At 68.9% G+C, this 26,445-nt stretch carries 28 protein-coding genes and 1 pseudogene; 14 read left to right on the forward strand and 15 right to left on the reverse strand.

The features are described 5' to 3' along the window. Positions 1-83 precede the first annotated feature (83 nt). Positions 84-1,007, forward strand: a complete 924-nt coding sequence (locus BLR46_RS02645; RefSeq protein WP_093248685.1) for an enoyl-CoA hydratase/isomerase family protein — start codon at positions 84-86, stop codon at positions 1,005-1,007. A gap of 13 nt (positions 1,008-1,020) precedes the next feature. Beyond that, entirely contained in the window at positions 1,021-1,731 is a 711-nt protein-coding gene (locus BLR46_RS02650) for a trimeric intracellular cation channel family protein (RefSeq protein ID WP_093248686.1), read from the forward strand. 40 nt (positions 1,732-1,771) lie between these two features. Here BLR46_RS02650 and BLR46_RS02655 read toward each other — a convergent pair whose 3' ends face one another. Both BLR46_RS02655 and BLR46_RS02660 read right to left on the reverse strand, forming a co-directional pair. Continuing rightward, positions 1,772-2,326, reverse strand: coding sequence for a maltokinase N-terminal cap-like domain-containing protein (locus tag BLR46_RS02655; RefSeq protein WP_093248688.1), 555 nt, complete (start codon positions 2,324-2,326; stop codon positions 1,772-1,774). Between the two features lie 17 nt (positions 2,327-2,343). Then, positions 2,344-2,685, reverse strand: coding sequence for a hypothetical protein (locus BLR46_RS02660; RefSeq protein ID WP_093248689.1), 342 nt, complete (start codon positions 2,683-2,685; stop codon positions 2,344-2,346). A gap of 104 nt (positions 2,686-2,789) precedes the next feature. On the opposite strand from BLR46_RS02660, the gene trxB reads away from it, so the two are divergent. Genes trxB through BLR46_RS02695 form a run of 7 tightly spaced genes read left to right on the forward strand, consistent with a single transcriptional unit; the run spans position 2,790 to position 8,691 of the window. Further along, positions 2,790-3,725, forward strand: coding sequence for a thioredoxin-disulfide reductase (trxB, locus tag BLR46_RS02665; RefSeq protein ID WP_093248690.1), 936 nt, complete (start codon positions 2,790-2,792; stop codon positions 3,723-3,725). A gap of 15 nt (positions 3,726-3,740) precedes the next feature. Continuing rightward, a complete protein-coding gene (trxA, locus tag BLR46_RS02670; RefSeq protein WP_425441373.1) occupies positions 3,741-4,058 on the forward strand; it encodes a thioredoxin in 318 nt (105 codons plus the stop codon). Continuing rightward, complete coding sequence (locus BLR46_RS02675) at positions 4,058-4,570, forward strand: hypothetical protein (protein WP_093248692.1); 513 nt, start codon at positions 4,058-4,060, stop codon at positions 4,568-4,570. The genes trxA and BLR46_RS02675 overlap by 1 nt, the downstream gene beginning before the upstream one ends. 28 nt (positions 4,571-4,598) lie before the next feature. Then, positions 4,599-5,903 (forward strand): aminotransferase-like domain-containing protein, encoded by a 1,305-nt coding sequence (locus tag BLR46_RS02680; protein ID WP_245701455.1) that lies wholly within the window; start codon positions 4,599-4,601, stop codon positions 5,901-5,903. A gap of 9 nt (positions 5,904-5,912) precedes the next feature. After that, complete coding sequence (locus BLR46_RS02685; RefSeq protein WP_093248693.1) at positions 5,913-6,842, forward strand: D-alanine--D-alanine ligase family protein; 930 nt, start codon at positions 5,913-5,915, stop codon at positions 6,840-6,842. Further along, a complete protein-coding gene (locus BLR46_RS02690) occupies positions 6,839-7,573 on the forward strand; it encodes an SURF1 family protein (protein ID WP_093248694.1) in 735 nt (244 codons plus the stop codon). The genes BLR46_RS02685 and BLR46_RS02690 overlap by 4 nt, the downstream gene beginning before the upstream one ends. A gap of 38 nt (positions 7,574-7,611) precedes the next feature. Continuing rightward, the gene (locus BLR46_RS02695) at positions 7,612-8,691 is read left to right on the forward strand and encodes an FUSC family protein (protein WP_093248695.1); all 1,080 of its coding nucleotides are present in this window, start codon (positions 7,612-7,614) and stop codon (positions 8,689-8,691) included. Positions 8,692-8,694: 3 nt separating this feature from the next. Here BLR46_RS02695 and BLR46_RS02700 read toward each other — a convergent pair whose 3' ends face one another. From BLR46_RS02700 to rpmH, 13 genes and pseudogenes are all read right to left on the reverse strand, one after another. Beyond that, complete coding sequence (locus BLR46_RS02700; protein ID WP_143008184.1) at positions 8,695-9,186, reverse strand: hypothetical protein; 492 nt, start codon at positions 9,184-9,186, stop codon at positions 8,695-8,697. Beyond that, positions 9,183-9,740, reverse strand: a complete 558-nt coding sequence (locus tag BLR46_RS02705; protein ID WP_093248698.1) for a dimethyl sulfoxide reductase anchor subunit family protein — start codon at positions 9,738-9,740, stop codon at positions 9,183-9,185. The genes BLR46_RS02700 and BLR46_RS02705 overlap by 4 nt, the downstream gene beginning before the upstream one ends. Continuing rightward, complete coding sequence (locus BLR46_RS02710) at positions 9,740-10,378, reverse strand: DMSO/selenate family reductase complex B subunit (protein ID WP_093248700.1); 639 nt, start codon at positions 10,376-10,378, stop codon at positions 9,740-9,742. The genes BLR46_RS02705 and BLR46_RS02710 overlap by 1 nt, the downstream gene beginning before the upstream one ends. Positions 10,379-10,380: 2 nt before the next feature. Continuing rightward, positions 10,381-12,834 carry a DMSO/selenate family reductase complex A subunit gene (locus BLR46_RS02715; RefSeq protein WP_093248701.1) on the reverse strand — a complete coding sequence of 818 codons (2,454 nt, stop codon included), beginning with the start codon at positions 12,832-12,834 and terminating at the stop codon, positions 10,381-10,383. 98 nt (positions 12,835-12,932) lie between these two features. Continuing rightward, the gene (locus BLR46_RS02720; RefSeq protein ID WP_093248702.1) at positions 12,933-13,322 is read right to left on the reverse strand and encodes a DUF3817 domain-containing protein; all 390 of its coding nucleotides are present in this window, start codon (positions 13,320-13,322) and stop codon (positions 12,933-12,935) included. A 51-nt stretch (positions 13,323-13,373) separates the two neighbouring features. Next, positions 13,374-14,252, reverse strand: coding sequence for a ParB/RepB/Spo0J family partition protein (locus BLR46_RS02725; RefSeq protein ID WP_093248703.1), 879 nt, complete (start codon positions 14,250-14,252; stop codon positions 13,374-13,376). 2 nt (positions 14,253-14,254) lie between these two features. Further along, entirely contained in the window at positions 14,255-15,268 is a 1,014-nt protein-coding gene (locus tag BLR46_RS02730; protein ID WP_176761628.1) for a ParA family protein, read from the reverse strand. Positions 15,269-15,429: 161 nt separating this feature from the next. After that, positions 15,430-16,038: a 16S rRNA (guanine(527)-N(7))-methyltransferase RsmG gene (gene rsmG, locus BLR46_RS02735; RefSeq protein WP_176761669.1), complete on the reverse strand. Its 609-nt coding sequence runs from the start codon at positions 16,036-16,038 to the stop codon at positions 15,430-15,432. A 41-nt stretch (positions 16,039-16,079) separates the two neighbouring features. Beyond that, entirely contained in the window at positions 16,080-16,544 is a 465-nt protein-coding gene (locus BLR46_RS02740) for a Jag family protein (protein WP_093248707.1), read from the reverse strand. Positions 16,545-16,554: 10 nt separating this feature from the next. After that, positions 16,555-17,691 (reverse strand): membrane protein insertase YidC, encoded by a 1,137-nt coding sequence (gene yidC / locus BLR46_RS02745; protein ID WP_093248708.1) that lies wholly within the window; start codon positions 17,689-17,691, stop codon positions 16,555-16,557. Between the two features lie 38 nt (positions 17,692-17,729). Beyond that, positions 17,730-17,963 (reverse strand): annotated as a pseudogene (gene yidD, locus BLR46_RS02750) (membrane protein insertion efficiency factor YidD); the annotation flags it as partial. Continuing rightward, positions 17,963-18,307, reverse strand: coding sequence for a ribonuclease P protein component (gene rnpA, locus BLR46_RS02755; RefSeq protein ID WP_093248710.1), 345 nt, complete (start codon positions 18,305-18,307; stop codon positions 17,963-17,965). The pseudogene yidD and the gene rnpA, both read right to left, overlap by 1 nt. Before the next feature lie 6 nt (positions 18,308-18,313). Then, positions 18,314-18,451, reverse strand: a complete 138-nt coding sequence (gene rpmH / locus BLR46_RS02760) for a 50S ribosomal protein L34 (RefSeq protein WP_093248711.1) — start codon at positions 18,449-18,451, stop codon at positions 18,314-18,316. A gap of 306 nt (positions 18,452-18,757) precedes the next feature. Here rpmH and dnaA point away from each other — a divergent pair, with 306 nt between their 5' ends. The 5 genes from dnaA to recF all read left to right on the forward strand — a co-directional run bounded on the left by dnaA (position 18,758) and on the right by recF (position 26,409). Beyond that, positions 18,758-20,122 (forward strand): chromosomal replication initiator protein DnaA, encoded by a 1,365-nt coding sequence (dnaA, locus tag BLR46_RS02765; RefSeq protein WP_093248712.1) that lies wholly within the window; start codon positions 18,758-18,760, stop codon positions 20,120-20,122. A gap of 503 nt (positions 20,123-20,625) precedes the next feature. Continuing rightward, on the forward strand, positions 20,626-21,411 hold the full coding sequence (locus BLR46_RS02770) for an ABC transporter ATP-binding protein (protein WP_093248713.1): 786 nt from the start codon (positions 20,626-20,628) through the stop codon (positions 21,409-21,411). Between the two features lie 2 nt (positions 21,412-21,413). Beyond that, entirely contained in the window at positions 21,414-23,975 is a 2,562-nt protein-coding gene (locus BLR46_RS02775) for an ABC transporter permease (RefSeq protein WP_093248714.1), read from the forward strand. Positions 23,976-24,085: 110 nt separating this feature from the next. Beyond that, positions 24,086-25,246, forward strand: a complete 1,161-nt coding sequence (gene dnaN / locus BLR46_RS02780) for a DNA polymerase III subunit beta (RefSeq protein WP_093248715.1) — start codon at positions 24,086-24,088, stop codon at positions 25,244-25,246. After that, complete coding sequence (gene recF / locus BLR46_RS02785) at positions 25,246-26,409, forward strand: DNA replication/repair protein RecF (RefSeq protein WP_093248717.1); 1,164 nt, start codon at positions 25,246-25,248, stop codon at positions 26,407-26,409. Before dnaN ends, recF begins: the two co-directional genes overlap by 1 nt. Positions 26,410-26,445 lie beyond the last annotated feature (36 nt).

Consider the following 26,445-nt stretch of genomic DNA (forward strand, 5'->3'; position numbering starts at 1 on the left):
CCGAAGTCCAGTCTGCCGGGTCGCGGAAGCCCCCGCCTGATTGGGGTCGTTCCTCATGACAAATCGGTACACTTGCGGCCATCATGTCTGAACACATCCGCAGCGAAGTCCGGGGCGAGACGGGGCACATCGTCCTCGCCCGGCCGAGAGCCATCAACGCACTGACCTACGACATGGTGGAATCCGCTTACGCGATTCTCGACGGCTGGCTGCGGCACGAGAAGGTCTCCGCCGTGGAGATCTCCGGCGAGGGCGAGCGCGGCTTGTGTGCCGGCGCCGACGTGCGGGCGCTGCGCGAGCAGGTGCTCGGCCACGGCCCCTGGTTGGCGTTCCTCGAGCTCGAGTACGCGCTCGACATGCTGATCGCCGACTCACCCGTGCCCGTGACCGCGCACATGCGGGGTGTCACCATGGGCGGCGGGCTCGGGCTCACCGGGCACGCCGATCGGCGCATCGTGCACGCCGATTCGGTGCTCGCCATGCCCGAGACCAAGATCGGGCTCTTCCCCGACTGCGCCATGCTCTACCAGCTCTCCCGCGCCGGGGCCGTGGGCACCCACCTGGCGCTGACCGGTGCGGCGTTCACCGGGGGCGATGCCATCCGCCTCGGCATCGCCGACGAGTCGGCCGACGGGGAACTCCCCGCCCCGCTCTTCACGCCGGAAGCCGCCTGGATCCAGGAGTGCTACGTCGGCGACGACGCGTGCGAGATCGTCGCTCGGCTCGAGGCCCACGACTCCCCCGCCGCAGCCGCGGCCGCCGCCGACCTTCGCGCCCGCAGCCCCTTCGCCGTGCACGTCGCGCTCCGCGCGCTGCGTCGAGCCGAGAGCCTGCAGTTGTCCGAGGTGTTCGGGCAGGACCTCAAGCTCGCCGAGCGGGTGATCCCCGTCGACTTCGCCGAGGGAGTACGGGCGCTGCTCGTCGACAAGGACAACCGCCCGGCCTGGCGTTGGCAGCGGCTCGAGGACGTGCCCGTCGACGCGGTCGACGACGCCTTCGCCTACTGACGCCCGCACGTCGATGCTGCTCACCACTCTCTGGGTCATCGGTATCACCGCCGAGGGCATGACCGGCGCGCTCGCCGCCGGACGCGAACGCATGGACATGTTCGGCGTCATCATGGTGGCCCTCGTAACCGCGCTCGGCGGCGGATCGATCCGCGACGTGCTGCTCGGCCACTACCCGCTGACGTGGGTGCGCGACCCCGAGTACGTGGTCGTGGTGGTGGTCGCCGCGATAATCACGGTGTCCATCGCCCAACTGATGAAGTACTTCCGCCCGCTGTTCCTGGTGCTCGACGCGCTCGGCCTCGTCGTGTTCTCGATCCTCGGCGCGCAGATCGCCCTGGAGCTCGAGATGGGCATCATCATCGCCGTCGTGGCGGCGGTGACGACGGGCGTCGCCGGCGGCGTGCTGCGCGACCTGCTGTGCGACCGTATCCCGCTCGTGTTCCGTCAGGAGCTGTACGCCTCCGTCGCGATCCTGGCCGCCCTGATGTACGTGGGGCTGGACGCCGTCGGCCTGCGGGAGGAGATCAACGTCGTGGCGACGTTGGTCGTCGGCTTCGTGCTCCGCCTCCTGGCGCTGAGGTTCAAGCTCCGGCTGCCGGTCTTCGACTACCAGGAGTCCTACTACGACAACCGCAAGGCGCTGAAGAAGGCGCTGCGCGAGCTGCGGACCTGGCGCCTGCGTCGGCCCAACCGGCCCGTCGTCGAGGACGACCTGAAATAGGGCAGGCGAATCCGAAGCGCCCGACGAGACCCGAGCGACCTCAGCCGATGGCGGCGAGGACGTCCTCACGTTCGACGCCGTTGTGCGTCCAGTGGGCGATGAGCTGGGCGCGACCGGGGTAGTAGGTGCCGAGGCGACGGACGGCGCGGAGGCGGCCGTTCGACGCGATGCCGTTGCCCTTGACCCGCACGGTCGCTTCGCGGACCTCGCCCGCGGTGGTGTGCACCTCGGTGTTGGTGTCCCCCTCGACGATGACCCGGGTGGCCTCCTCGATGAAGGCGGGATCGGTCATCGCGTCGTAGCAGAAGCGCCGGCCGAGGACGCTGTGGTCGGCCTGCCCGATCAGGTCCGAGGGTCCGGCGACCGGCCGGGAACGCCAGGTGACCGGCACGTAGTAGATGTCGCCGCGGGACTCGATCAGCAGGGAGTCCATCCCCACCTCGCCCGCCGGGTCCTCGAAGCGGAAGTTGCCGACCGTGGTGAGGTGGGCCGTGTCACCCTGGAACCAGGGCTGCAGGCGCAGCCACGGCGCCAGCAGCTCCAGCTTGGAAGGCTTGACAGACGCCCCTGCGTGCACCGTCGTGATCCGACCCATTTCGACCCAACCTCTTTCTATTGCTGCGGCGGGCGACGCATCGCCATCGCCATGTTGACCAGGACGATACCGATCCACGCGACGAGCATCCCCGCCAGGCCCGTGATCTCGGCGGTGATGGCGGTCAGCGGGATCGCGAGCACGAGCGACGTGATGGCGACGGCCACGCGGGCCCCCTGGCCGGAGGACGACGCCTTGTCCGCGCGGTCGCGCTGCGCGACCTCCGCCTCGTAGCGGCGACGCACCGTCTCCTCGATCCGGCGGGCCATGGAGTCGACGAGCGCGGGCTCGATCTCCGCGCCCTTCTCCTGCCGCACCGCGAGCACGGCCTCGATGTCGTCGCGGTTCATGTCACTCATGCCCCTAGCGTATCGCCGACGGCGTAGTGCTCCGCCTGCGGCGGCGTTTCCCCGTCGTCTAGTATGAACACGATCGTTCCCCTCTTCTCTTTCAAAGGATCTGCATGTCCGACGTGCGCGAGGTCATCGTCATCGGTTCCGGCCCGGCCGGCTACACGGCCGCCATCTACGCCGCCCGCGCGAACCTGAACCCGCTCGTCTTCGAGGGCGCCCTAGATGCCGGCGGCGCCCTGATGACCACGACCGAGGTCGAGAACTTCCCCGGCTTCCCCGAGGGCATCATGGGCCCCGACCTGATGATGAACATGCGTCAGCAGGCCGAGCGCTTCGGCGCCGAGCTCGTCGCCGACGACGTCACCGAGGTCGACTTCTCCGGTGACATCAAGGTCGTCAAGGACTCCGACGGCACCGAGTACCGCGCCAAGGCCATCATCCTGGCCATGGGCTCCGGCTACCGGCGCCTCGGACTCGAAGGGGAGGACCGACTCTCCGGCCGCGGCGTCAGCTGGTGCGCCACCTGCGACGGCGCCTTCTTCCGTGACAAGCCGATCGCCGTCATCGGCGGCGGCGACTCCGCCGTCGAGGAGGCGACGTTCCTGTCCCGCTTCGGTTCCTCGGTGACGATGGTCCACCGCCGCGACGAGCTCCGCGCGTCGCACATCATGGCCGAGCGCGCGAAGAACGACCCGAAGATCGACTTCGCCTGGAACTCGGTGGTGACGTCCATCAACGGCGAGAACTCGGTCGAGTCCCTGACGCTGACCGACACGCTCACCGGCGACACGCGGGACCTGCCGGTCTCGGGCGTGTTCGTCGCCATCGGCCACGACCCCCGCTCGGAGCTCGTGAAGGACCACGTCAAGCTCGACCCCGAGGGCTACGTCCTGGTGGAGACCGACACCACCCAGACCAGCGCCCCCGGCGTCTTCGCCTGCGGCGACCTGGTGGACCACCGCTACCGCCAGGCGATCACCGCCGCCGGCACCGGCTGCGAGGCCGCGCTCGACGCGGAGAAGTACCTCGCGAGCCTCAACGACTGAAACCCAAGGAGCAACATGGCTATGAAGGCTGTCATCGAGTCGACGTTCGCCGACGAGGTGCTGATGGCGCCGGAACTCGTCGTCGTCGACTACTGGGCCGACTGGTGCGCCCCCTGCAAGCAGATCGCGCCGATCCTCGACGAGCTGGACCGCGAGTACGAGAACGTGAAGTTCGTGAAGGTCGACACGAATGACCAGCCGGGCCTCGCGGCCCAGCAGGGCGTGATGAGCCTCCCGACGCTCCAGTTCTTCCGCGGCGGCCGCGTCGCGAAGTCGCTGAGCGGCGGCAAGACGAAGAACGCGCTCAAGAAGGTCATCGAAGAGCTGGCCTGATGAGCACGAGCCCCCGCGCGCAGAAGCCGCCCGTACCGACGCTGGTGACGATCGTCGCCGTGCTGGTCGCGGTCGCCCTGATCGCGGGGGCCTTCCTGCTCGGCCGCAGTCTGGCCACCGCGCCGGAACCCGCGCCCACCGAGACGCCGACCACGGCGCTCGCCCCGCCCGCGCAGCTCGCGGGCTTCCAGCTGGCGGAGACCGCCGCCCCGTCGCTGGCCCCCGGGGTCGGCAAGGAAGTGGTCCACGCAAACTACACCGACGGGACCGCCCGCATCCTCCTCGTCCTGTCGCGGCCCGAGGCCGACGTCGAGGAGTTCCTCACCAACGCGGGCATCACCAACCTCACCGAACGCAGTGCCGCCAACGGCCGCACCATGTGCGGCACCTCCACCGACACCGGGTACGCCGCCTGCGCGCGCCTCGTCGACGACACCGGCCGGCTCATCGTCGGGGCCACCGACGTGAGCGTCGAGACCCTCGAAACGCTGCTGGACGAGCTCCCCGAGTGACCGACGACCGACTTGTAGACTCGCGAGGGTGAGCACCCAACGACACGACACCCGGCTGGACCGGTTCGTCGACAGCTATGCAGATCGCACGAACGGCATGCGGGCCTCCGCAGTCCGTGCACTGTTCGCCGTCGCCAACCGCCCCGAGATCGTGTCCCTCGCCGGCGGCATGCCCAACATCAAGGACCTCGCCCTCGACGTCATCGCCGACAACATGGCGCGCCTGATCCGCGACCACGGCGCGCAGATCATGCAGTACGGCTCCGGCCAGGGCGAACTGCGCATCCGGGAGAAGATCCTCGACGTGATGGCCCTGGAGGGCATCACCGCCCACCCGGACGACATCGTCATCACCGCCGGCTCCCAGCAGGGGCTCGACCTGGTCACCCGCGTGTTCTGTGATCCGGGTGACGTGATCCTCGCCGAGTCCCCGAGCTACGTCGGCGCGCTCGGCACCTTCCTCAGCTACCAGACCGAGGTGGTGCACGTCGCCTCCGACGACGAGGGCATCGACCCCGCAGCGCTCCGCGACACGATCGTGCGGCTGAAGTCCGAGGGCAAGCGGGTCAAGTTCCTGTACACGATCCCGAACTTCTCCAACCCCTCCGGGCTCACGCAGTCGCAGGCGCGGCGCCGCGAGGTCGTCGACGTGTGCAACGCGGGGGACGTGATGGTCGTCGAGGACAACCCGTACGGCCTGCTCACGCTCGAGGGCGAGCCGCAGCCCGCCATGCGTGCCACCGACCCCGACGTGATCTACCTCGGCAGCTTCTCGAAGATCTTCGCCCCCGGCTTCCGGGTCGGGTGGGTGCTCGCGCCCCACGGCGTCCGGGAGAAGCTGGTGCTCGCGCAGGAGTCCGCGACGCTGTGCCCGCCGGTGTTCTCGCAGTTCGCCATCGCGGACTACCTCGAGCACTACGACTGGCGCGGCCAGATCGTCACCTACCGCCACATGTACCGCGGCCGCCGCGACGCGATGCTCGAGGAGCTCTCCGAGCGCATGCCGCACGGCGTCAGCTGGACCCATCCGGCGGGCGGCTTCTTCGTCTGGCTGACGCTGCCCGACGGTCTCGACGCGCAGGCGATGCTCCCGCGGGGGGTCAACGCGCGCGTCGCGTACGTGCCTGGCGCGGCGTTCTACGCCGACGGCCAGGGCTCCAACAACATCCGGTTGTCGTTCTGTTTCCCGCCCGCCGACCGCATCCGTGAGGGCGTGCAGCGGCTCGCGTCGGTGATCGAGGGCGAGCTGGAGGTGCAGGAGATCTTCGGCACCCGCACCACGCGGCCCTCGCGCCTGCACGGCCCGTCCGTGTCCCCCGACCTCGCCTCGTAAGGAGTATCCATGACTGTCATCGTGATCGCCGGCGGGCTGAGCCACGAGCGCGACGTGTCGCTCCGGTCCGGGCGACGGGTGGCCACCGCCCTACGGGAGGCCGGTCGTGAGGTCATCGAGACCGACATCAACCCGCAGCTGCTGCCGCTGTTCGCCGAGCACCCCGACGCTGTGGCCGTCCCCATGCTGCACGGCGGTCTCGGCGAGGACGGCGCCCTGCGCGAGGTCCTCGAGATCATGGGCGTCCCGTTCGTCGGCTCGTCCGGGGCGGCGTCGCGGATGACGTTCGACAAGTCCATCGCGCACGCCCGCGTCAGCGCGGCCGGGATTGCGACGCCCCAGCAGGTGGCGCTCCCCCAGGACATCTTCCGCGAGCTGGGCGCCCAGACCATCATGCGCGGGATCAGCCAGCGGTACGGGTTCCCGCTCATGGTGAAGCCCGCCCGCTCCGGCTCGGCGCTCGGCGTCAGCAAGGTGGAGCGCGCCGAGGACCTGCCGTCGGCACTCGTCGGCGCGTACGCCTACGGCGAGGTCGCGGTGATCGAGGAGTTCATCGCCGGCACCGAGGTGTCCGTGACCGTGCTCGACGAGGGCGACGGCCCCGTCGCGCTGCCGCCGGTGGAGATCCGACCAGCGTCCGGCATCTACGACTACGAGTCGCGCTACACCGCCGGCGCCACCCGGTTCGTCACGCCCGCCGAGTTGCCCGACGAGGTGCTCGCCCGCGCCGGCGAGGTCGCCGTCGCCGCCCACGAGGCGCTCGGGCAGCGGCACCTGTCGCGGGCCGACATGATCGTCCGTGCCGACGGCACGCCCGTGTTCTTCGAGGGCAACGTCGCGCCCGGCATGACCGAGACCTCGCTGTCACCGCTGGCGTTCGAGGCCGGCGGCCGGACCATGGGCGAGGTGTTCTCGAGGCTGGTGGACCTGGCGCGATGAGCCTCCGCCTGAAGCAGGTCCTCACCGTCACCGTGGGCGTCCTCGTCGCGGCGGTGATGCTGCTGCTCGGCCTCTGGCAGATGAGCCGGTTCCAGCTGTCCATGCAGGACGTCGCCGTCGAGCGGCGCGCGATGGAGCCGGTCCAGCTCACGGAGCACGTCCACCCGGACGGCAGCATCGACGACATCTACGGCCGTCGTGTGCTCGCCGAGGGCGAGTACCTGCCGGAGCACGAGGTCGTCGTCGGCTCCACCGAGGCGCGGGTCGCCACCGCCTTCCGGCTGGCCGACGGGAGACACGTCGCCGTGGTCCGCGGGGAGCTCGACGGGTTGACCGCGGCCCCCGCTCCCCCGGCCGGGGTGACCTCGATCGAAGGCATATTCACGGCCAGCGACCACGACACCGACCGGCCCCAGGGCTCGGTGCGCCTGCAGCAGCTTGCGCAGACGTGGCCATCACCGCTCGTCGGAGGCTACGTGACCCTCACGGATGGTCAGTCCGCGGCCCAGGGCCTGGCCCCCGCCGAGGCCGAGCTGCCGGAGTCCGAGGGTACCGCCATGCACCAGGGCTACGCCCTCCAGTGGTGGGTCTTCGCCTTCGCGTCCATCGCGTTCTCCATCTTCCTGGCGCGCAACTTCCGCATCCAGGAGGAGAAGCGCGCCGAGCGCATCGCCCGCCGCCGCGAGGCGGCCGCGCGGAGCACAGAGGCTGCCCTGCACGCCGGGGATTAAGCTGCATCGGTCGGCGTCCGTCCGCCGACGGCCCCACCATGAATCATCTCCAAGAGTTCTTCAGTCTCCGGCCGGCGCAGCGCGACCACATCCCGGCCTTCCGCATCGCCGTCGGGGTGGCGTTGCCGCTGCTGCTCCTGATGGCGATCGGCCGGCTCGACCTCGCGATCTACGCGGCGTTCGGAGCGTTCACGGGCATCTACGCCCGGAACGAGTCGCCCCGCTCCCGGTTCCTGCGCCAGTCGCTCGCCGGCGGGATCCTCACGCTGAGCGTCGCGATCGGTGCGGTCCTCAGCGCACTCGCGGCGGGTCCCTGGGCGGTGATGCTCGTCGCGACGGTGGTGTCGGCCTTCGGCGCCGTCGCCGCCGCCCGGTACAACCTCAAGCCCGCCGGGTCGATCTTCTTCATCTTCGCCACCGCGGCCGTCGGCTCGATCGAGGGCGGCGCACCGGTGTGGCTGGCAACACTCGTCGCATTCCTGTCGGCGGGCGTGTCCGTGGTGCTCGGCATGGGCGCGCACCTGATCGGGGAGCGCCCGCTGCCGAGGGCGGTGCCCATGGTGACCGAGCGGTTCAGTCGCCGGGACCTCGTCGAGCACGGGCTGCGCTTCACCGTCGCGCCGCTCGTGGCCGGGACTCTGGGGATCCTGTCGATGGAACTGGTCCCCCAGCTCTCGCACCCCTACTGGGCGATGGTGGCCGCCGTCGCGCCCATCGCGCCGCCGCACCGGAAGGCGCGCTTCTTCCGCGCCGTGCACCGCATCGTCGGCACCAGCGGCGGGGTGCTGGTCTCCGCGTTCCTGCTGTCGTTCCCCACGGAGCCGTGGCAGCTCGTGGTGTGGGTGATCCTGTCCCAGTTCCTGGGCGAGCTGTACGTCGGGCGCAACTACTCGCTGGCGCTGCTGTTCATCACCCCGGTGGCGCTCCTGATGACGCAGATCGGACACCCGACGGACCCGGGCCCGCTGCTCCTGGCCCGCACCGTGGAGACCGCCATCGGGGCGTTGGTCGGCCTCGCGGTGGTCGCCTGGGGTTTCCCCCACGAGTACCGGCCCCGCTTGTTCCGTCGCGCCGGGGCGATGGGCCGCCGGCTCGTGGACCGGCGGCGCCCCCGCTGAGCGTCACATGCCGATGCGGAACAGCGCGTCGTAGTGCAGCGACCGCCCCATGAACTCCGCCACCAGCGCGAGGACGAACGCGGCGGTGATGAGGCCGGCCAGCAGCTTCGGATTCTCGCGCACCGCGGTGCCCGCGCTGCGGTACCAGAACAGCGCCAGCACCACGGCGGCGAGCCCCAGCAGCACGAGGCGCACCGTGAAGAACCCGCCCGAGAAGACGCCGGCTGCGGCCTGCCCCGCCTCGTTGCTGCTTGCCAGCGCCGAGATGTAGAGCGGGTACGAGATGAGGACGGCGAGCCCGGCCACGGCCGTGACGACCGCGATCCACTGCAGGACCCGGGTGGTCAGCTCCCACTCAGCGTTGGTGGTGGGCGCGTTGATCTCCGCCACCCGGGCCCGCACGGAGGGCAGGCCCGTCGTCGGCTTGGTTACGAGTGCGACGCCGCCCCGGCCGCTCCCGGTAGCAGGGTCCGGCTCGGGCCGAGGTGCCGTCACGGCAGCCTCGTTGCGGCGCCGCACAAGAGCGGTGAACATGAGGGCGCAGCCCACGGCGAGCGCCCCGAGGATGACGGTCGTCCCGAAGAAGTGGACCGCCACGAAGGGGGTGTCCCAGGCCGGCACGGCTCGAGCGACGAGTAGATCTGGGCCATCGACCACACGAGGCCGAGGCCCACGATCGCTGTCACGACCCCCAGGATCCCGCGGACCCGCTGCGTGGACCACTGGAACCACTGGGTGAGCGCGAAGGCGAATCCCAGCGCAGCGAAGGCGATGCCGAAGAGGATCTCGCGCGAGAGCCACGACGACTCCCAGTTGCGGACCACGTTCAGGACGTTCGTCACGTCGTTCATGTGCAGCATCGACACCGCCAACCCGAGCACCAACGCCGGCCCGATGGCGTACAGGACCGGCTCGTAGAGGCGGCGGACGGTGTGCTGGTCGGCGCGGCACCCGATCACGAGTTCCATCACGCCGAGCGCGACGAACGTTCCGACGCTCATCTGGGCGATGACCGTGAAGAGGATCATCGGTAGCTCGTGGAGGTTCATCAGATCTCCTTCGGGTTGGTGATACGCCCGGCGCCCGCGTCCCAGCGGGTCGCGTCCCGGTGCGGTGTGACGACGAGGTGGGGTTCGGTGATCCGCGGGTCGGGCAGCGGGGCGACGTCATTCGTCGACCCGTACTTGGCCCGCAGCTCCTCGATGGGGCCCCAGTCGAGCGCCCGCGACGGGCAGGCGCTGACGCAGGCCGGATCCTGGCCGGTCTCGCGGTAGTCGTAGCAGAGGTCGCACTTGGTCATGTGCCCGGTCTCCGCGTTGAACTGGGGCGCGGAGTAGGGACAGGCCCACTCGCAGTAGCGGCAGCCGACGCACTTCTCGTCGTCGACGTAGACCGTGCCGTCGGGACGGCGGGTCATCGCGGTCGTCGGGCAGACCTGCGTGCACACGGGGTTCTCGCAGTGGTTGCAGGAGATGGAGACGTAGTAGCTGAACACGTTCGGGGTGAACGTGTGGCCCGACGTCTGCCACGACCCCCCGGTGTACTCGACGACGCGGCGCCAGTTCACGCCGATCGGCAGGTCGTGCTTGTCCTTGCACGCGACCTGGCATGCCTTGCAGCCCGTGCACAGCGTCTGGTCGAAGTGGAACCCGTAGTTGGCACCCGCTTCGGTGGCGTTCGTGGTCATGGTCAGTTCACCTTCTCGACTTCGACGAGGGCCGTGTGCCCCGGGTTGCCCTTCGCGAGCGGCGACGGGTGGTACTTCATCAACGTGTTGACGCACCCGCCCTCGTCGACACCCTTGCTGTTCGGCCGGTACCAGGCGCCCTGCGGCAGTGACACCACGCCGGGCGCGATGCGCGGCGTGACGCGGGCCACGGTCTTGACGGTGCCGCGCGCATTGCGCACCAGGATCTCGTCGTCGTTCTCGATGCCGCGCGCCCGCGCGTCGACGGGGTTGATCCACAGCATCTGCGGGTGCGCCTCGTTCATCGTCGGCAGGTTCGCGTAGCTCGAGTGGGTGCGGCCCTTGTAGTGGTGGGCGATGCACTGCAGCGGGTACTCCGACTTGCGCGCCTCGAGGGCACCCTCCCAGGAGTCGACGTGCTCGGGCAGCGCGGTGAGGCGGTCGCCGCTGCGCTCCCCCGGGAACTCCCATTTCTGCGACATCTCGTGCAGCAACTGCGAGTAGATCTCGATCTTGCCCGACGGCGTCTTCAGCGGGTTGGCGACGGGGTCGTCGCGGAAGTCCTTCATCGCCACGCGGGGCCCCGTGGGGCTGTGCTTGCGGAAGACGCCCATCTCGGCGAGCTGTTCCTTCGTCGGGAACTCGGGGATCTTCTCGCGCGTCTGCTCGAACAGCCAGTCGCGCCACTGCTCCTGCGTGCGACCCTGCGTGAACTCCTTCTCGATGCCGAGCCGACGGGCGATCTCGGTGCACATCTCGTAGCCCGTCTTGGACTCGAACACCGGCTCGATCGCCTTGTCCCCGTAGATCGCCCACCCCATGTCGCCGCAGCTGGCGCCCGGGATGAGGTCGATCTCCTCGAAGTTGGTCGTCGACGGCAGGACGATGTCGCCCCAGTCGCACGTCGCGGTCCACTGGTGGTCGATGACGACGATGAACTCGCACTTCGAGTCGTCGCGCAGCGTCTCCTGGGTGACGTGGATGTCGTTGTGCTGGTTGATGAGCGTGTTCGACGCGTTGACCACCATCAGCTTGATGCCGACGTCGAGCTTCTCCTTGCCGCGGACGCCGTCCTTGGTCGCGGTCATCGACGGGCCGTCGTTGATGGCGTCGATCCAGTTGAAGCACGAGATCTGCGTCTTCACGGGCGGCGCCTCCCCGTCGAACAGGGGGAACGCCTTCACCGGCAGCGTGGTGTTGCCCTCCCGGGCTCCGTTGCCGCCGCCGGGGATCCCGATGTTGCCGGTGACCGCGGCGAGCAGGAAGATCGCCCGTGCGCTGTTCTCGCCGGTGGCGTGGCGCTGGGGCCCCCAGCCCTGGGTGATGGCGGCCGGCTTGGCCGCGGCGATCTCGCGGGCGAGCTTGCGGATCCTGGCGGCCGGAACGCCGGTGATCTCGGCGGCCCATTCGGGGGTCTTCTCGATCCCGTCCGTTCCCTTGCCGGCCAGGTAGGCCCGGTACGACGAGTTCGCCGGCGCCCCTTCGGGGAGGGTGGCCTCGTCGAACCCGACGCAGTACTTGTCCAGGAACGCCTGGTCGTGGAGGCCCTCCTCCACCATCACGTGGATCATGCCGGCGATGAGGGCCGCGTCGGTGCCCGGCCGGATCGGGACCCAGTCGTCGCCGGCGATCGCGGCGGTGTCCGAGTAACGGGGGTCGATCACGATGGTGCGGACCTGGAAGTCCTTGCGTACCTTCTGGACGACGGCGAGCTCGCCACCCCCCGACATGCGCGTCTCCAGCGGGTTGTTGCCGAACATGACCTGGAGCTGCGAGCGCTGCGCGTCCTCGAGCGAGTTGGAGGAGATCCACTCACCGTACGTGTACGGGAAGGCGGCGGTGATCTGCGCGGTGGAGTAGTCGCCGAACTGGCCGAGGTAGCCGCCGTAGGTGTTGAGGAGGCGCGGCCATGTGCCTCGCTTGGTGATGTTGCCGCCGGTGGACCCCGAGCCGTAGTGGTACCAGAGGGCCTCGTTGCCGTAGGTGTCCTTCACCCGCTTCATCTCGGAGGCGATCGTGTCGAACGCCTCCTCCCAGGAGATCTCCTGCCACTGGCCACCGCCGCGCTCCCCCACGCGCTTCATGGGGCGCTTGATCCGGTTCGGGCTGTAGATCCGCTCGCGCTGCGCGCGACCACGGACGCAGGCACGGATGTTGAAATCGCCCATCTCGTCGGAGCCCGTCGAGTCGGGAAGCACCCGGACGACGATGCCGTCCTTGACCTGGAGGCGGAGCGGGCACCGCGACTGGCAGTTCGCGAGGCAGGCGTTCCATACCGTGCGGTCGGCCTCGGCCATGCCAGTGGCGCCTTCGGCACGAACCTCCGGCATGCCCAGGTTGGCGACGGCCGGCACCAGCGCGGCCGTCCCCCCGGCGGCCGCAGACCACTTCAGAAAGGATCGACGGGACGTCCCCGTCCGCTCTTGATCGAGCCCAACATCCGCCACGATCGTCATGGGTGCTCCTGACTACTACGTTCGCTGTATACGACCGACTGTAGTAGTCAGGACATTTCCCCTCCCTCGGGGCCGCCTAAGTGCCCCGCGGGCTCAGTTCACGGCCTGTCGTGCTGAATCGTCGGCACGTCAGCGAGGCGCTCGAGGACGTGCCGCGTGGCGCGACGCTCGGCGAGGAAGCTCAGGAACGGCACCGTGCCGGCGAGAGCGATGCCCAGGTACCAGACCCAGCGCCACTTCACGCGGAGCCCGAGGGACACCACCGAGACGAGGAGCAGCGCGTAGAGCCATCCGTGCGCGATCCCCACGTACATGACCAGGCGCCCGTCGTTCCAGATGTACTTGAGTGGCATCGCGACGAGGGTGAGCACGACCAGCAGCACGCCGACCACCCAAGCGAGGACCTGGTAGAACTTCAGCGCCCGCAGCACGCCGGGCACGTCCTCCGGTTCCAGAGCGTCCAGATCGTCCTCGTACTCGGTAGCCATATGTCGACTTATCCTTTTATTGGTTTGCATGCTTGTAGTTGAGTCGATTGGTCAGTTAATCGTTTTGCCGTCGATGATTGCCATGATCCGCTCGAGGTCCTCGCCCGTGGCGAACTCGATGGTTATCCGCCCCTTGTTGCGACCGATGTTCACCTTCACGCGCGTGTCGAAGTGGTCGCTCAGGGCGCCGGCCAGTTCACGCTCCCGTTCCGACGGGCTCCTGGGGGTGCGCGGACCGCCCGTGGTCCGCTTCTCCTGCTTGCCGAGGAGCACCAGCTCCTCCGTGGAGCGCACCGACAGCCCCTCCGCGATGATCCGGTCAGCCAGGGCCTCCTGGGCCTCGGCGGAGTCGAGGCCGAGGAGTACCTTGGCGTGACCGGCACTCAGGACGCCGGCGGCCACCTTCATCTGTACCTTGGTGGGCAGGTTCAGCAGGCGTACCGTATTCGAGATCTGGGGCCGTGAGCGGTGGATGCGTGCCGAGAGCTCCTCCTTGGTGCAGCCGAACTCCTCGAGGAGCTGCTCGTAGGCCATCGCCTCTTCGATCGGATTCAGGTCCGAGCGGTGGAGGTTCTCGAGGAGCGCGTCGCGCAGGAGGGTGTCGTCCTCCGTGGGACGGACGATCGCGGGGATGGTACGAAGCCCCGCGCGCTCGCTCGCCCGCAGGCGCCGCTCCCCCATGATCAGTTCGTAGCGTCCGCCGCCGAGTGGCCGCACTACGACGGGTTGCAGCACCCCGAAGGCGCGCACCGACTCCGCGAGCTCCTCGAGTTCGTCCTCGTCGAAGTTGTGCCGCGGCTGCTTCGGGTTCGGGCGGATGGCGTCGAGTTCCACCTCGCGCAGCACCGGTGCCTGCGGATCGGACTCCTCCGTGCGGGTCAGCAACCCGTCCAAGCCCCTCCCGAGGCGTGAATTCTTTGCGGTGGCCATGGCTACTCCTTCGTCTCCACCTGGTTCGCGATCTCCTCGGCCACCGACGCGTATGCGACGGCACCCTCCGAGCGCGGTTGGTACGTGAGAACGGTCTGTCCGAAGCTCGGCGCCTCGGCGATGCGCACCGACCGCGGGATCTCCGTGGCCAGCGTCTGCTTCTTGAAATGCGAGCGCACTTCGGCAGCCACATCCTTCGACAGGTTGGTCCGCTTGTCATACATCGTCAGGAGGATGTTCGTCAGCTCCAGACGGTCGTTCAGGTTGCCCTTGACGCGGTCGATGGTCCCCAGGAGCGCAGTCACGCCCTCCAGTGCGTAGTACTCGGTCTGGATCGGGACCAGGATCTCGGTGGACGCGACGAGCGCATTCAGTGTCAGCATCCCGAGGGACGGCGGGCAGTCGATGAAGACGTAGTCGGCACCGCTCTGTTCGAGGTATTGCTCCAGCGCGTGCTTGAGGCGGGCCTCGCGGCCCTGCATCACGGCCAACTCCATCTCCGCCGCCGCAAGATCGATCGTCGCGGGAAGGACATGCAAATTGGGGGAGTGGGGCGACTGTTGCGCGTGCGCCATGATGGGATCGCCCTCGACGAGGGTCTCGTAGGTACCGGGGGTACCAACTGGATGCTCGATGCCGAGCGCGGTGGATGCGTTGCTCTGCGGGTCATTGTCGATGACCAGCACGTTGAGTCCGCCGAGCGCCAGGCCCATGGCGACGTTCACCGTCGTGGTGGTCTTGCCGACACCACCCTTCTGGTTCGCCACGACGAAGACCCGAGGGTGCTTCGGTCGGGGGAGGGTGGGCGTCGACTGTTCCTCGACGTCGAACTCCTCGCCGTACTCGTCCGAGGCGTCGTAGTCCTCGGGGATGTCGAACCGCGCGCGCTTGGGGCCGGTCGGGAGGGGGACCCCCGTTCCACGTGGAACGTTGCGCGCGTCCTTCCAGAAGTCCTGATCAGTCGCCTTTGGCTGTGGCTTCCGTTTCCTGAAGAACAACGGCACCGCATCTCCCATCTCTAGACCTTGGGCATCCTACCCAAGTTCGCGGACGACACGCTTGTCGCCCCACCGCCGACGGGGGGTGATGCGTTCCACGTGGAACGGACGCCGGAGCTGAGGGGCCGAGGTTGGTGAATCGGGTCGCGATCAGAGAGACGGTGACGGCCGGTGGCCGTCTATCCGCGACGGACCCGGATGGCCCTTGTTCCCTCGAGACCGGGGCCGGCGCTCAATTCCAGGACCTCCGCGACCAGACCCTGCTTCGCGAGCACGCCCTTCGCCTTCTGGATCTCCTCCTCAGCCGTGCGTCCCTTGAGGGCGACGAGTTCCCCGGCTGGGAGGAAGAGGCCACCGGTCCAACCCAGGAGCCGACCGAGGGGGGCCACCGCCCGACAGGTGACGACGTCGAAGGTCTTGGGGAGATCAGCCGTGGGGGAGTATTCCTCGGCTCGTGCGCGGACGACGGTGACCCTCTCGCCCAGGCCGAGCTCGTCCACTGCCAGGCTGAGGAACTCCGCCCGTCGCTGGAGGGGTTCGATGAGGGCGATGCGGAGGTCCGGGCGCACGATCGCCACGGGGAGGCCCGGTAGGCCCGCGCCGCTGCCGACGTCCGCAACAGAGACCCCCACGGGAAGGACGTCGACGAGTGCGAGGGAGTTCGCGACGTGTCGGCTCCACAGCTTGCCACCCTCCCGTGGGCCCATCAAGCCCCAGTCGATACCACGACTTGCCAGTATATCGACATATCGATTTAGTAGTTCGCCCGCTTGTGCATACAAAGACAAGAGCGCGGCCGAAGCCGCGCTCTCGTTCGTCGGTGCGACGCTCACGCCTTCTGCACCACCACACGCCGGTTCGGCGGCTCGCCCTCGGACTCGCTCACCAGGCCAGCGGCGGCGACCTCGTCGTGGACGATCTTCCGCTCGAATGCGTTCAGCGGCATCAGGCGCACGGGATCGCCCGTCTCCTGCACCTCGGCGATCGCGTCCTTCGCCATCGCGATCAGCTCAGCGCGGCGCTTCTCTCGGTAGCCGGCGACGTCGACCATGATCCGCGAACGGTGCCCGGTCTCGGTCATCACGACGAGGCGGGCGAGCTCCTGCAGCGCCTCCAAGACCTCACCGTTCTTGCCGACGAGCAGCTCGGAGTCGGTGTCGATGGCGACGAGCGCGCGACCCTCGGCGACGGAGTTCTCGATGTCCCCGTCCAGGTCGGCGATGTCGAGGAGTTCCTCGAGGTAGTCGGCGACGAGATCGCCCTCAGCCAGCAGGCTGGCCTGGTTGTCACTCATGAAGTTCCTTTCACTTCTTCTTGCGCTGGGAACGAGACTTCGCCTGGGGCTGCTGCCTCGTCACGACCCGCTTGCCGTCCGCGTCGGTACGGACGGTCACGCGGTTGACCTGCTGCCGCTGCACCTTGGGGCGAGCCTCCGCCTGCTCCTCGGCGGCCTTGAGGTCGGTCTCGGCCTCGTCGGTGGCCACCGCGGCGCCACGCACGGTGCGGGTGGTGTTCGTCTTGGCGGCCTTCTGCTTGCGACGCTTCTCGCGCCGTTCACGGATGATCTCTTCGGGGTCCTTGCCCTTGGCGCGCATGCGCTCTTCCCAGTCGATGTACGCGGGAGTGTTCGGGGCCGGGTTGTTCCGGATGAGCAGCCCCTGCTGGACCATCGTCCAGATGTTCGAGGCGAGCCAGTAGATGAGCACGCCGATCGGGATCACGACCGACGACACGGCGTAGATGATGGGGAAGAGGTACAGCATCATCTTCTGCTGCTGCGCCATCGGTCCCTCCAGGGCCGACGGGGGCATGTTCTTGCGCATGAGCTGCAGCTGCGTGACGAACAGCGCAGCCACCATGGCCAGCACCAGGAGGATGCCGAAGACCTGCGTCGCGCCGAACGGGGTGAGGGGGAAGATGCGCTCCGCCAGCCCGGCACCGAACAGCTGCGCCTCCTGCAGGGACTCCACCAGGGCGGGGTTGTCCTTCAGCCACTGGCCGCGGACCTGCCCGTCGGACGCGCCCTGGAGCACGCGGAAGAGCGCGAGGAAGATCGGCATCTGGATCAGGAGGGGGAAGCACGAGGCCATGGGGTTGACGCCCTCGTCCTTGTACAGCTTCATGGTCTCCTGGCCCAGCCGCTCGCGGTCCGCGCCGTACTTCTTCTGCAGCTCCTGCATCTTGGGCTGCAACAGCTGCATGTTGCGCGAGCTGTTGATCTGCTTCACGAAGAGCGGGATCATCGCCGTCCGCACCACCACGGTGAGGGAGACGATCGCCAGGGTCCAGGCGACGCCGGCCGGGAGGCTCAGCCAGATCCCCCACACCCAGTGGAACATGACGAGCAGGCCGGACACCGCCCAGTACAGCGGCTGCATCATCGTCGACAGGCCGCCGTAGATGGAGTCCCAGATGCTCAGCGGGACGAACAGATCGATCACTTGCTTACCTCACGGTCGAGGGATGCCTCATGGGCTTCCCAGGCTAGGCGTTCGGGTGTTCCGGGCACGTAGTCGACCCCGCCCATCGACCAGGGGTGGCACCGCACGATGCGGGCCACCGCCAGGAAGCTGCCCTTGAGGGCGCCATGGGTCTCGAGGGCCTTGAGTCCGTACGCGGAACAGGTGGGGTGGAACTTGCAGACGTCGCCGTAGACGGGGGAGATGAACTTCCGCCATCCCTTGACGAACCAGATCAACGGGTACTTCAGCATCAGGCGGCCTTCGAGAAGGCGCGACGCCAAGCTCCGGCGACGTCGTCGCGCAGTTCGGGACCGGCGACGGCGGCCGACGGGAGGGCCCGGACCACCACGTCGGTGGGGAAGGGTGCCTCCAGCGTGGCGACGATGTGCCGCAACCTGCGCTTCACCCGGTTGCGGGTCACCGCGTTGCCCACCTTCTTGGACACGACAAAACCCACCCGCGTTGCTTCGGGTGGATTCTGGGTGTCTGGGCGGCGGACGTGCACGATGACCGTCCCGGTGGCCGCTCTCGCCCCGTTCCTGAAGCTCGCAGCGAAGTCAGCTGGAGACTTGAGGCGCCGGGGCGAGGGCAGCACGAACGATCAGGCGGAAAGCTCGACGCGGCCCTTGCGGCGACGCGCCGCGAGGATGGCGCGGCCGGCGCGGGTGCGCATGCGGCTGCGGAAGCCGTGCGTGCGGCTGCGGCGACGGTTGCTGGGCTGGAACGTGCGCTTGCTCATAGGAGTTCTCCCATAATGGTCTTCATCAAGTACTGCCGGGAGGCAGGGAACAGTGGCCGCCACGAGGGCAGCGACTTGTAAACGATACGCTGCGCGTGCCGGTTTGGCCAAACGGGCCGACCACGTAAGCAAACAACAACGATGTAGTCCAGCCGACGCGCCGACCATTTCCCCGAAACGGGTTGCGAAATCGGGTCCAGACTACTAACTTCGAGGCTCCGGTATCCGCGTCTCCCCAGCTGTGGGAAACTATGTGGAAATGTTGAAAACGAGCACAACGCTCCCGATGGGTGACAAGGGGTCCAGGTGACTGAAGCTGTTGACCTCGAGTCTCTCTGGGACACGGTCATCGCCTCGGTCGACGTACCCACCCGCGCCTGGCTCCGTCGCACGCGCCCCATCGCCATGCACGGCACGACGATGATGCTCGCGGTCACCGACGAGCCCACCCGCGAACGCGTCGAGACCCGTCTCCGCCAGTTGATCGAGCAGCATCTCAGCGAGCGCTGCGGCGAACCCACCCATCTGGCCGTCATGATCGACCCGAACCAGGTGCCCGAGCCGCAGCCCCCCGCCGCCGCGCAGGTGGCCGAGGAGACCGTCGCCGCGATGCCCGAACCGCTCCTCGCGAGGCCGCGGGTCAACAACGACCTGCGCCTCAACCCCCGATACACGTTCGAGTCGTTCGTCGCGGGCGCCTCCAACCGCTTCGCCCACGCCGCGGCCGCCGCCGTCGCCGAAACCCCGGGCAAGTCGTACAACCCGCTGCTGATCTACGGCCCCTCCGGCCTCGGCAAGACGCACCTGCTGCACGCCATCGGGCACTACGTCCAGAGCTACTACGACAACCTCCGCGTGAAGTACGTGTCGACGGAGGAACTCACCAACGACTTCATCAACGCGATCTCCAGCAACCGCACCGCGGAGTTCCGCAGTTCCTACCGCGACATCGACGTCCTCCTGATCGACGACATCCAGTTCCTGGCGTCGAAGATCCAGACGCAGGAGGAGTTCTTCCACACGTTCAACACCCTGCACAACGCGCAGAAGCAGATCGTGATGACCTCCGACCGCCCGCCGAAGCTGCTCGAGGCGCTGGAGCCGCGCCTGCGGTCCCGCTTCGAGTGGGGCCTGATGACCGACATCCAGCCGCCCGACCTCGAGACCCGGATCGCGATCCTCCGCAAGAAGGTCGCCTCGCAGCGCCTGACCGCCGGCACCGCCGTGATGGAGGTCATCGCCCAGCGCATCACGACGAACATCCGCGAGCTCGAGGGCGCGCTGACGAGGATCGCCGCGCTCGCGAGCCTCAACCAGCAAGAGATCACCATGGAACTCGCCGAGCAGGTGCTCAACGACCTCATGCCCGAGGGGGAGGTCCAGGTCGACGCGCAGTCGATCATGGAGGCGACGAGCCAGTACTTCGGCATAAGCGTCGACGACCTCACCGGGCCCAGCCGCGTGGCCGGCATCGCCATGCCCCGCCACATCGCGATCTACCTCTGCCGCGAGCTCACCGACCTTTCGCTGCCCAAGATCGGCGCCAAGTTCGGCGGCCGCGACCACTCCACGGTGCTCAACTCCGTCCGCCGCATCAGCGACAAGATCGGCGAGGACCGCTCTCTCTTCACCCAGGTCACCGAGCTGACCAACAAGATCAAGCAGTCTTGAGCCGAGCTCCGGCGACTGAGCAAGGGAAATCTCGGCGCAGCGCTGACGCGCCTTGCTCGATCCACCGGCGAAGCGACAGCGTCGAAGGCACCGGAGCTCAGCTCAGATCGAGCGCGAGCGGAGCGAGCTGGTCGAGATCTTCTCGATCACCATGCTCTGATGTTCTGCCACGTTGGTCGAGCGAGCGAAGCCAATCGAGACCCCGCTTCTCGCCCCATCCCGCCCGAAAAGTTGTCATTCGGAGCTGTGGAGAACCCACATGGCCTCGATGTCGACAGGGCTGTGGACAACTTCCGGACCCCGAGCTCTCCACAAATCCTAAACTTGTGATTCGACAGCCGGAGGCCGGTTCTCCACACGGGCCAAATGCCGGGCGGCAAGCCAAGTCGCGACTTCTCCACAGTCTCCACAGCAGCTATGACCACTATGAGTAATCACACATCCAAGTGCCTTCAAAGTCAGACCTGTGCAGAGGTTCGAAGTCAGCGGGTACCGTAACTCGCGTGACTGTCGCAGCGAGAGCCGAGGCTCTGACCAAGGTGTACGGCTCGGGGGACGCGGAGGTCGTGGCCCTGGACGAGGTGGACTTCTCCATCCAGGCCGGCGAGTTCACGGCGATCATGGGCCCGTCGGGCTCCGGCAAGTCCACCCTCATGCACCTCCTCGCGGCGCTCGACACCCCCACGTCGGGGCGGGTCCTCGTCGGTGACACCGACGTGGCGCGGCTGGGCGACACCCCGCTGACGCAGCTGCGCCGCGACCGCATCGGGTTCATCTTCCAGTCGTTCAACCTGGTGCCGACGCTCACGGCCCGCGAGAACATCGTCCTGCCGCTCGCGATCGCCGGCAAGAAGGTCGATGAGGAGTGGTTCGGCACGCTCGTCGACGTGCTGGGCCTCGGCGACCGGCTCGGGCACAAGCCGTCCGAGCTCTCCGGCGGCCAGCAGCAGCGGGTGGCCTGCGCCCGGGCGCTGATGAACCGCCCGGACATCGTCTTCGGCGACGAGCCCACCGGCAACCTCGACTCCGCCTCCGCGGCCGAGGTGCTCACCTTCCTGCGCCGCAGCGTCGACGAGTTCGGCCAGACGGTCGTCATGGTGACCCACGACGCCAACGCCGCCAGCTATGCCGACCGCGCGGTCTTCCTCTCCGACGGCCGGATCGTCCAGGAGCTCTACGAGGCCTCGCAGGAGGAGCTCCTGCAGGAGATGGCCCGCATCTACCCCCGGCCCGACGCCGCCAAGCCCGCCCCGCCCGAGCCCATGGCAAGGCCGAAGCGGGCCCTCTGAGCATGCTGAAGGCCACGCTAAAGTCGCTCCTGGCGCGCAAGTTCCGGCTCTTCATGAGCGCGCTGTCGATAGTGCTCGGCATCGCGTTCGTCGCCGGCTCCCTGATGTTCACCAACCTCCTGTCGCGCAGCTTCGACGAGATCGTCCAGTCCACCGTCGGCGACGTGAACGTCGTGCGGGAGGACTCCGGCTTCAGCGACTTCACCACCTCGGTGCCCGACCCGGGCACGCTGCTCACCCCCGACGACGTCGCGGAGGTCCAGGCCGTCGACGGTGTCGCGCGCGGTGAGCCGCTGGTCACTTCGGCGCAGGTCTACCTCGTCGACCCCGACGGCCGGCTCGTCGCCATCAGCGGCGCGCCCGGCATCGGCAGCAACTGGCACGACACCCCCGCAGCCGGCGGGCTGGAAGGGGCCCGCATCGTCGACGGCCGCGCGCCTGAGGCCGACGGGGAGGTGGTCGTCGACCCGAGCACGGTGGAGCGCGCCGGCTACGCGATCGGCGACGAGGTGCAGGTCTCCACCCCGCTGCACGGCCTCGAGACCATGACGCTCGTCGGCACCGCGACGTACGGGTCCGGCTCCACCGCCGGCGCCAGTTACCTGTTCTTCACCCTGGCCGACGCGCAGCGCCTGATGGTCGACGGGGCGGACGCGTACCAGGGGATGTGGGTCCAGGTGGACGACGGCGCCGACCCCGACGCCGTGGCGGCCGCCGTCGACGAGGTGCTCCCGGAGGGCTGGCAGGCGAGCACCGGTGAGGAGATGGCCGCCGAGGTGGAGGACCTGCTCGCCGTCGGCATGGGCTTCGTCAACAACTTCCTGCTGATCTTCGCCGCGATCGCGCTGTTGGTGGCGACGCTGCTGATCCTCAACACGTTCTCGATCCTCGTCGCCCAGCGCTCCCGGGAGATGGCGCTGCTGCGCGCCCTTGGCGCCACGCGCAAGCAGGTCCGCAACTCGGTGCTGCTGGAGGCGCTGATCGTGGGCGTCGTCGGTTCGACTCTCGGCATCCTCGTCGGCTACCTGCTCGTCTGGGGGCTGCTCGCCGCCATGGCCGCGATCGGCGTCGGCCTGGGCGACGTGGTCCCGCAACTCACCTGGCGGGCGGTCGTCGTCTCGTACCTGGTCGGGCTGGGTGTCACGCTCGTCGCCGCGCTGCTGCCGTCGGTGCGGGCCGGCCGCGCGCGCCCCGTCGAGGCGATGACCGAGACCGCCGTCCCGACCGAGCAGTCGCGCAGCGGCCCCGTCGCCATGACCGGGATCGTGCTGATCGAGATCTCCGCGGCTCTCGTCGCGTGCGGGGTGTGGCTCGCGGTGCCGGAGCCGCTGTACTGGGTCGGCCTGGGCGCGGCCGGCCTGCTGGTGGGCGTCGTGCTTGCCGCCCCGCTGATAGGCGCCCCCGTGATCGCGCTGTTCGGCTGGCTGGCCGGGAAGGCGTTCGGCGAGATCGGCCGCATGGCCGCGCTGAACTCGCGGCGCCAGCCCCGCCGGACCGCGGCCACCGCGTCGACGATCACCATCGGCCTCACGCTCGTGACCACGGTCGCCGTGCTCGCGTCGAGCGTGACGACGTCGATGCGTACGGAGCTGGCGGAGGACCAGCGGGGCGACTTCGTCGTCGCGCCCGTGAACTTCCAGCCCTTCGACGCGCGGGTCGCCGACGCGGCCGAGCGGGTCGAGGGCGTCGACTGGGTGGCGAGCTTCACCGTCGGCGCCGCCCGGATCAACGACGACACCGAGACCGTGGTCACCGTCGCCGGCACCACGCCACGCGCCCTGCTGGAGGGGACCGCCACCGACGTCCCGGCCGGCACCATGACCGACGAGCCGGACTCCGCGGTGGTGAGCGTCGACTTCGCGAGCGCGCACGGCCTCGGGATGGGCATGCTGTTCGACCTGCACGGGCCGCTCGGCACCCAGCGCCTGCTCGTCACCGGCATCTCCGACGACGACACCAACCCGCCCGGCGAGATCATCGTGAACCCCGAGGCGTTCGCCGCGATCGCCGACGACTCGCTCGTCACCCACTTCGTCGTTTTCGCCGACGAGGGCGCCGACCTCGAGCAGGTGCGGCAGGGGCTGCGCGACGCGACCGCGGAGTACCCGACCGTCGCGGTCTCCGACGTGGCGGAGTTCGTGCAGGCACAGGTGGACCAGTTCCAGCAGCTGGTGACGCTCCTCTACGCGCTGCTCGGGCTCGCGCTGGTGATCTCGGTGCTGGGCATCGTGAACACCCTGGGGCTGTCGGTGATCGAGCGCACCCGCGAGATCGGGCTGCTGCGCGCCGTCGGCATCACGCGGCCGCAGGTGCGGCGGATGGTCACGCTGGAGTCGATCCTCATCACGGTGATGGGCGCGGTGCTCGGCGTCGGGCTGGGCCTGCTGTTCGGTGCCATCCTCGTGGAGGTCAACCGCGACTCCGGCATCTCGGTGCTCGACATCCCGTGGGGGCAGGTGGCGCTGTTCGTCGTCGCCGCTGCCGGGTTCGGCTGGCTCGCCGCCCTGGCGCCCGCGCGACGCGCCGCCCGACTGCCGGTGCTCGAATCGATCGCCGCCGAATAGGTCTTCCCCGGGTCTCCCGGGGCGTGCGCGAAGACCCGCGCTATGCCGATATGATCGGGTCCGTGTAGCCGGCGACGCGGCTGCGACTGCCAATCGACGAGGAGCGAGAAGTGAAGATTCGTGTGGAGCGCGACGCTCTGGCCGACGCCGTAGCCTGGGTGGCCCGCAGCCTGCCGAACCGTCCGACCGCCCCGATCCTCTCCGGCATGCTGCTCGCGGCCGACGGCGACGCGGTCACCCTCTCCAGCTTCGACTCGACGACCTCGGCGAAGGTCGCGCTGCCCGCGCAGGTCAGCGACGAGGGCACCGTGCTGGTCTCCGGTCGCCTCCTGTCGGAGATCGCGCGCTCGCTGCCGAACAAGCCCGTCGACCTCGTCGCCGACCACTCGAAGGTCGAGCTGACCTGCGGCTCCGCGCGCTTCACGCTGCAGACGCTGCCCGTCGAGGAGTACCCGACGCTGCCCGAGATGCCCACCCAGACCGGCACGGTCGACGCGTCGACGTTCGAGCGCGCCGTCTCCCAGGTGTTCGTGGCGGCCGGCCGCGACGAGCTGCTGAGCGTCTTCACCGGCGTCCGCGTCGAGATCGACGGCGAGACCCTCTCCCTGCTTGCCACCGACCGCTATCGGATGGCGCTCAAGGAGATCAACTGGAACCCCTCGTCGCCCGATGTCGAGGGCGCCGTCCTCATCCCCGGCAAGGTCCTGGCCGACACCGCCAAGGCCATGGGCTCCGGCGAGGAGGTCACCGTCTCGCTCTCCACCACCGAGTCCGAGGGCGAGGGCCTGGCCGGCTTCATCGGCGAGTCCACCCATGGCAAGCGCGAGGCCACCACCCGCCTGCTGTCCCAGGCGTTCCCGAAGGTCCGCCACCTGATGGACGTGCAGGGCACCGTCAACGTGCGCGTCTCCACCGAGGAGCTGCTCAACGCGGTCAAGCGCGTGAAGCTCGTCGCGGAGCGCAACACCCCGCTGCGCATGATCATCGCCGACGACCACATCGCCCTCGAGGCCGCCACCGGCGACCAGGCCCAGGCGTCCGAGGCGATCGCGGCCTCCGTCGAGGTGGTCGGCGACGAGCCCTCCATCGACGCGGCCGGGTTCAACCCGCAGTACCTGCTCGACGCGCTCGGCGCCCTCGACGCCCCCTTCGCGCACTTCGCGTTCACCGCGCCCGGGAAGCCGTGCCTGATCACGGGCCTGTCGAGCATCGACGGCGATCAGCTGCTTGACTACCGCCACGTCATCATGCTGATGCGCCTGCCGAACTAGTGTTCGTCCGTTCGCTCGAGCTGACCAACTTCCGCAACTACGCGACGGCCCAGCTCGAGCTCACGCCGGGGGTGACGGTCTTCGTCGGCGCCAACGGGCAGGGCAAGACCAACCTCGTCGAGGCGATCGAGTACCTGTCGACGGCGTCCTCCCACCGCGTCGCGAGCATCGTGCCGCTGATCAAGGCGGGGGAGGAGTCGGCCCTCGTGCGCGCGCGGGTCCAGGCGTCCGTCGCCGACGACCGGGTGATCCTCCTCGAACTCGAGATCGCGCAGGGCCGGCAGAACCAGGCCCGCCTCAACCGCGGGCCCCTCCCGCGGCCGCGCGACCTCGTCGGCATGCTCCGCACCGTCGTGTTCTCGCCCGTCGACCTCGCCATCGTCCGCGGCGACCCGTCGGACCGCCGCGACTGGCTCGACTCCCTCGTCATCACCCGGTGGCCGCGCATGGTGGGGGTCCGGCAGGACCTCGATCGCGTCCTCAAGCAGCGCAACGCCCTCCTCAAGGGCATGGCCGGCAAGTCGTTCCTCCCCACCGGCGGCGACGAGGAGATCACCCTCGGCGTGTGGAACGAGCAGCTCGCGACGATCGGCGCCGAGCTCCTGCACGCCCGCCTCGACACCCTCACCGACGTGCGCCCCTTCACCCAGGCCGCCTACGAGGCCATCGCGCCCGTCAACAACCAGATCTCGGCCCAGTACAAGACCTCGATCGATCTCGACGGAGTGAGCGAGGCCACCGACGTGCGCGCCACCCTCAGGCAGCGACTCCTGGACGCCATGGCGGAGGCGCGGGCCGAGGAGGTGCGCCGGGGGGTGACGCTGGTCGGGCCGCAGCGCGACGACGTCAACCTCTTCATCGGCGACCTGCCCGCGAAGGGGTACGCGTCCCACGGGGAGTCCTGGTCGCTGGCGCTGTCGCTGCGGCTGGGTGGCTTCGAACTCGTGCGCGACGACGGCGTCGAGCCGGTCCTCGTGCTGGACGACGTGTTCGCGGAGCTCGACTCGGCGCGCCGCGAGCGCCTCGCTGACGCCGTGAAGCACGCCGAGCAGGTGCTGATCACCGCGGCCGTCGGCGCCGACGTCCCGGACTTCCCGACGGAGCGGCGATTCCTCGTCGAGGCGGGTACCGTACGCCCTGAGGAATCGGGGGACGGTGGTTGAGCCAGTGAGATGGTGGTTGAGCCAGTGAGTTGGTGG

Source organism: Tessaracoccus oleiagri, from assembly GCF_900103275.1.
GTDB lineage: Bacteria > Actinomycetota > Actinomycetes > Propionibacteriales > Propionibacteriaceae > Arachnia > Arachnia oleiagri.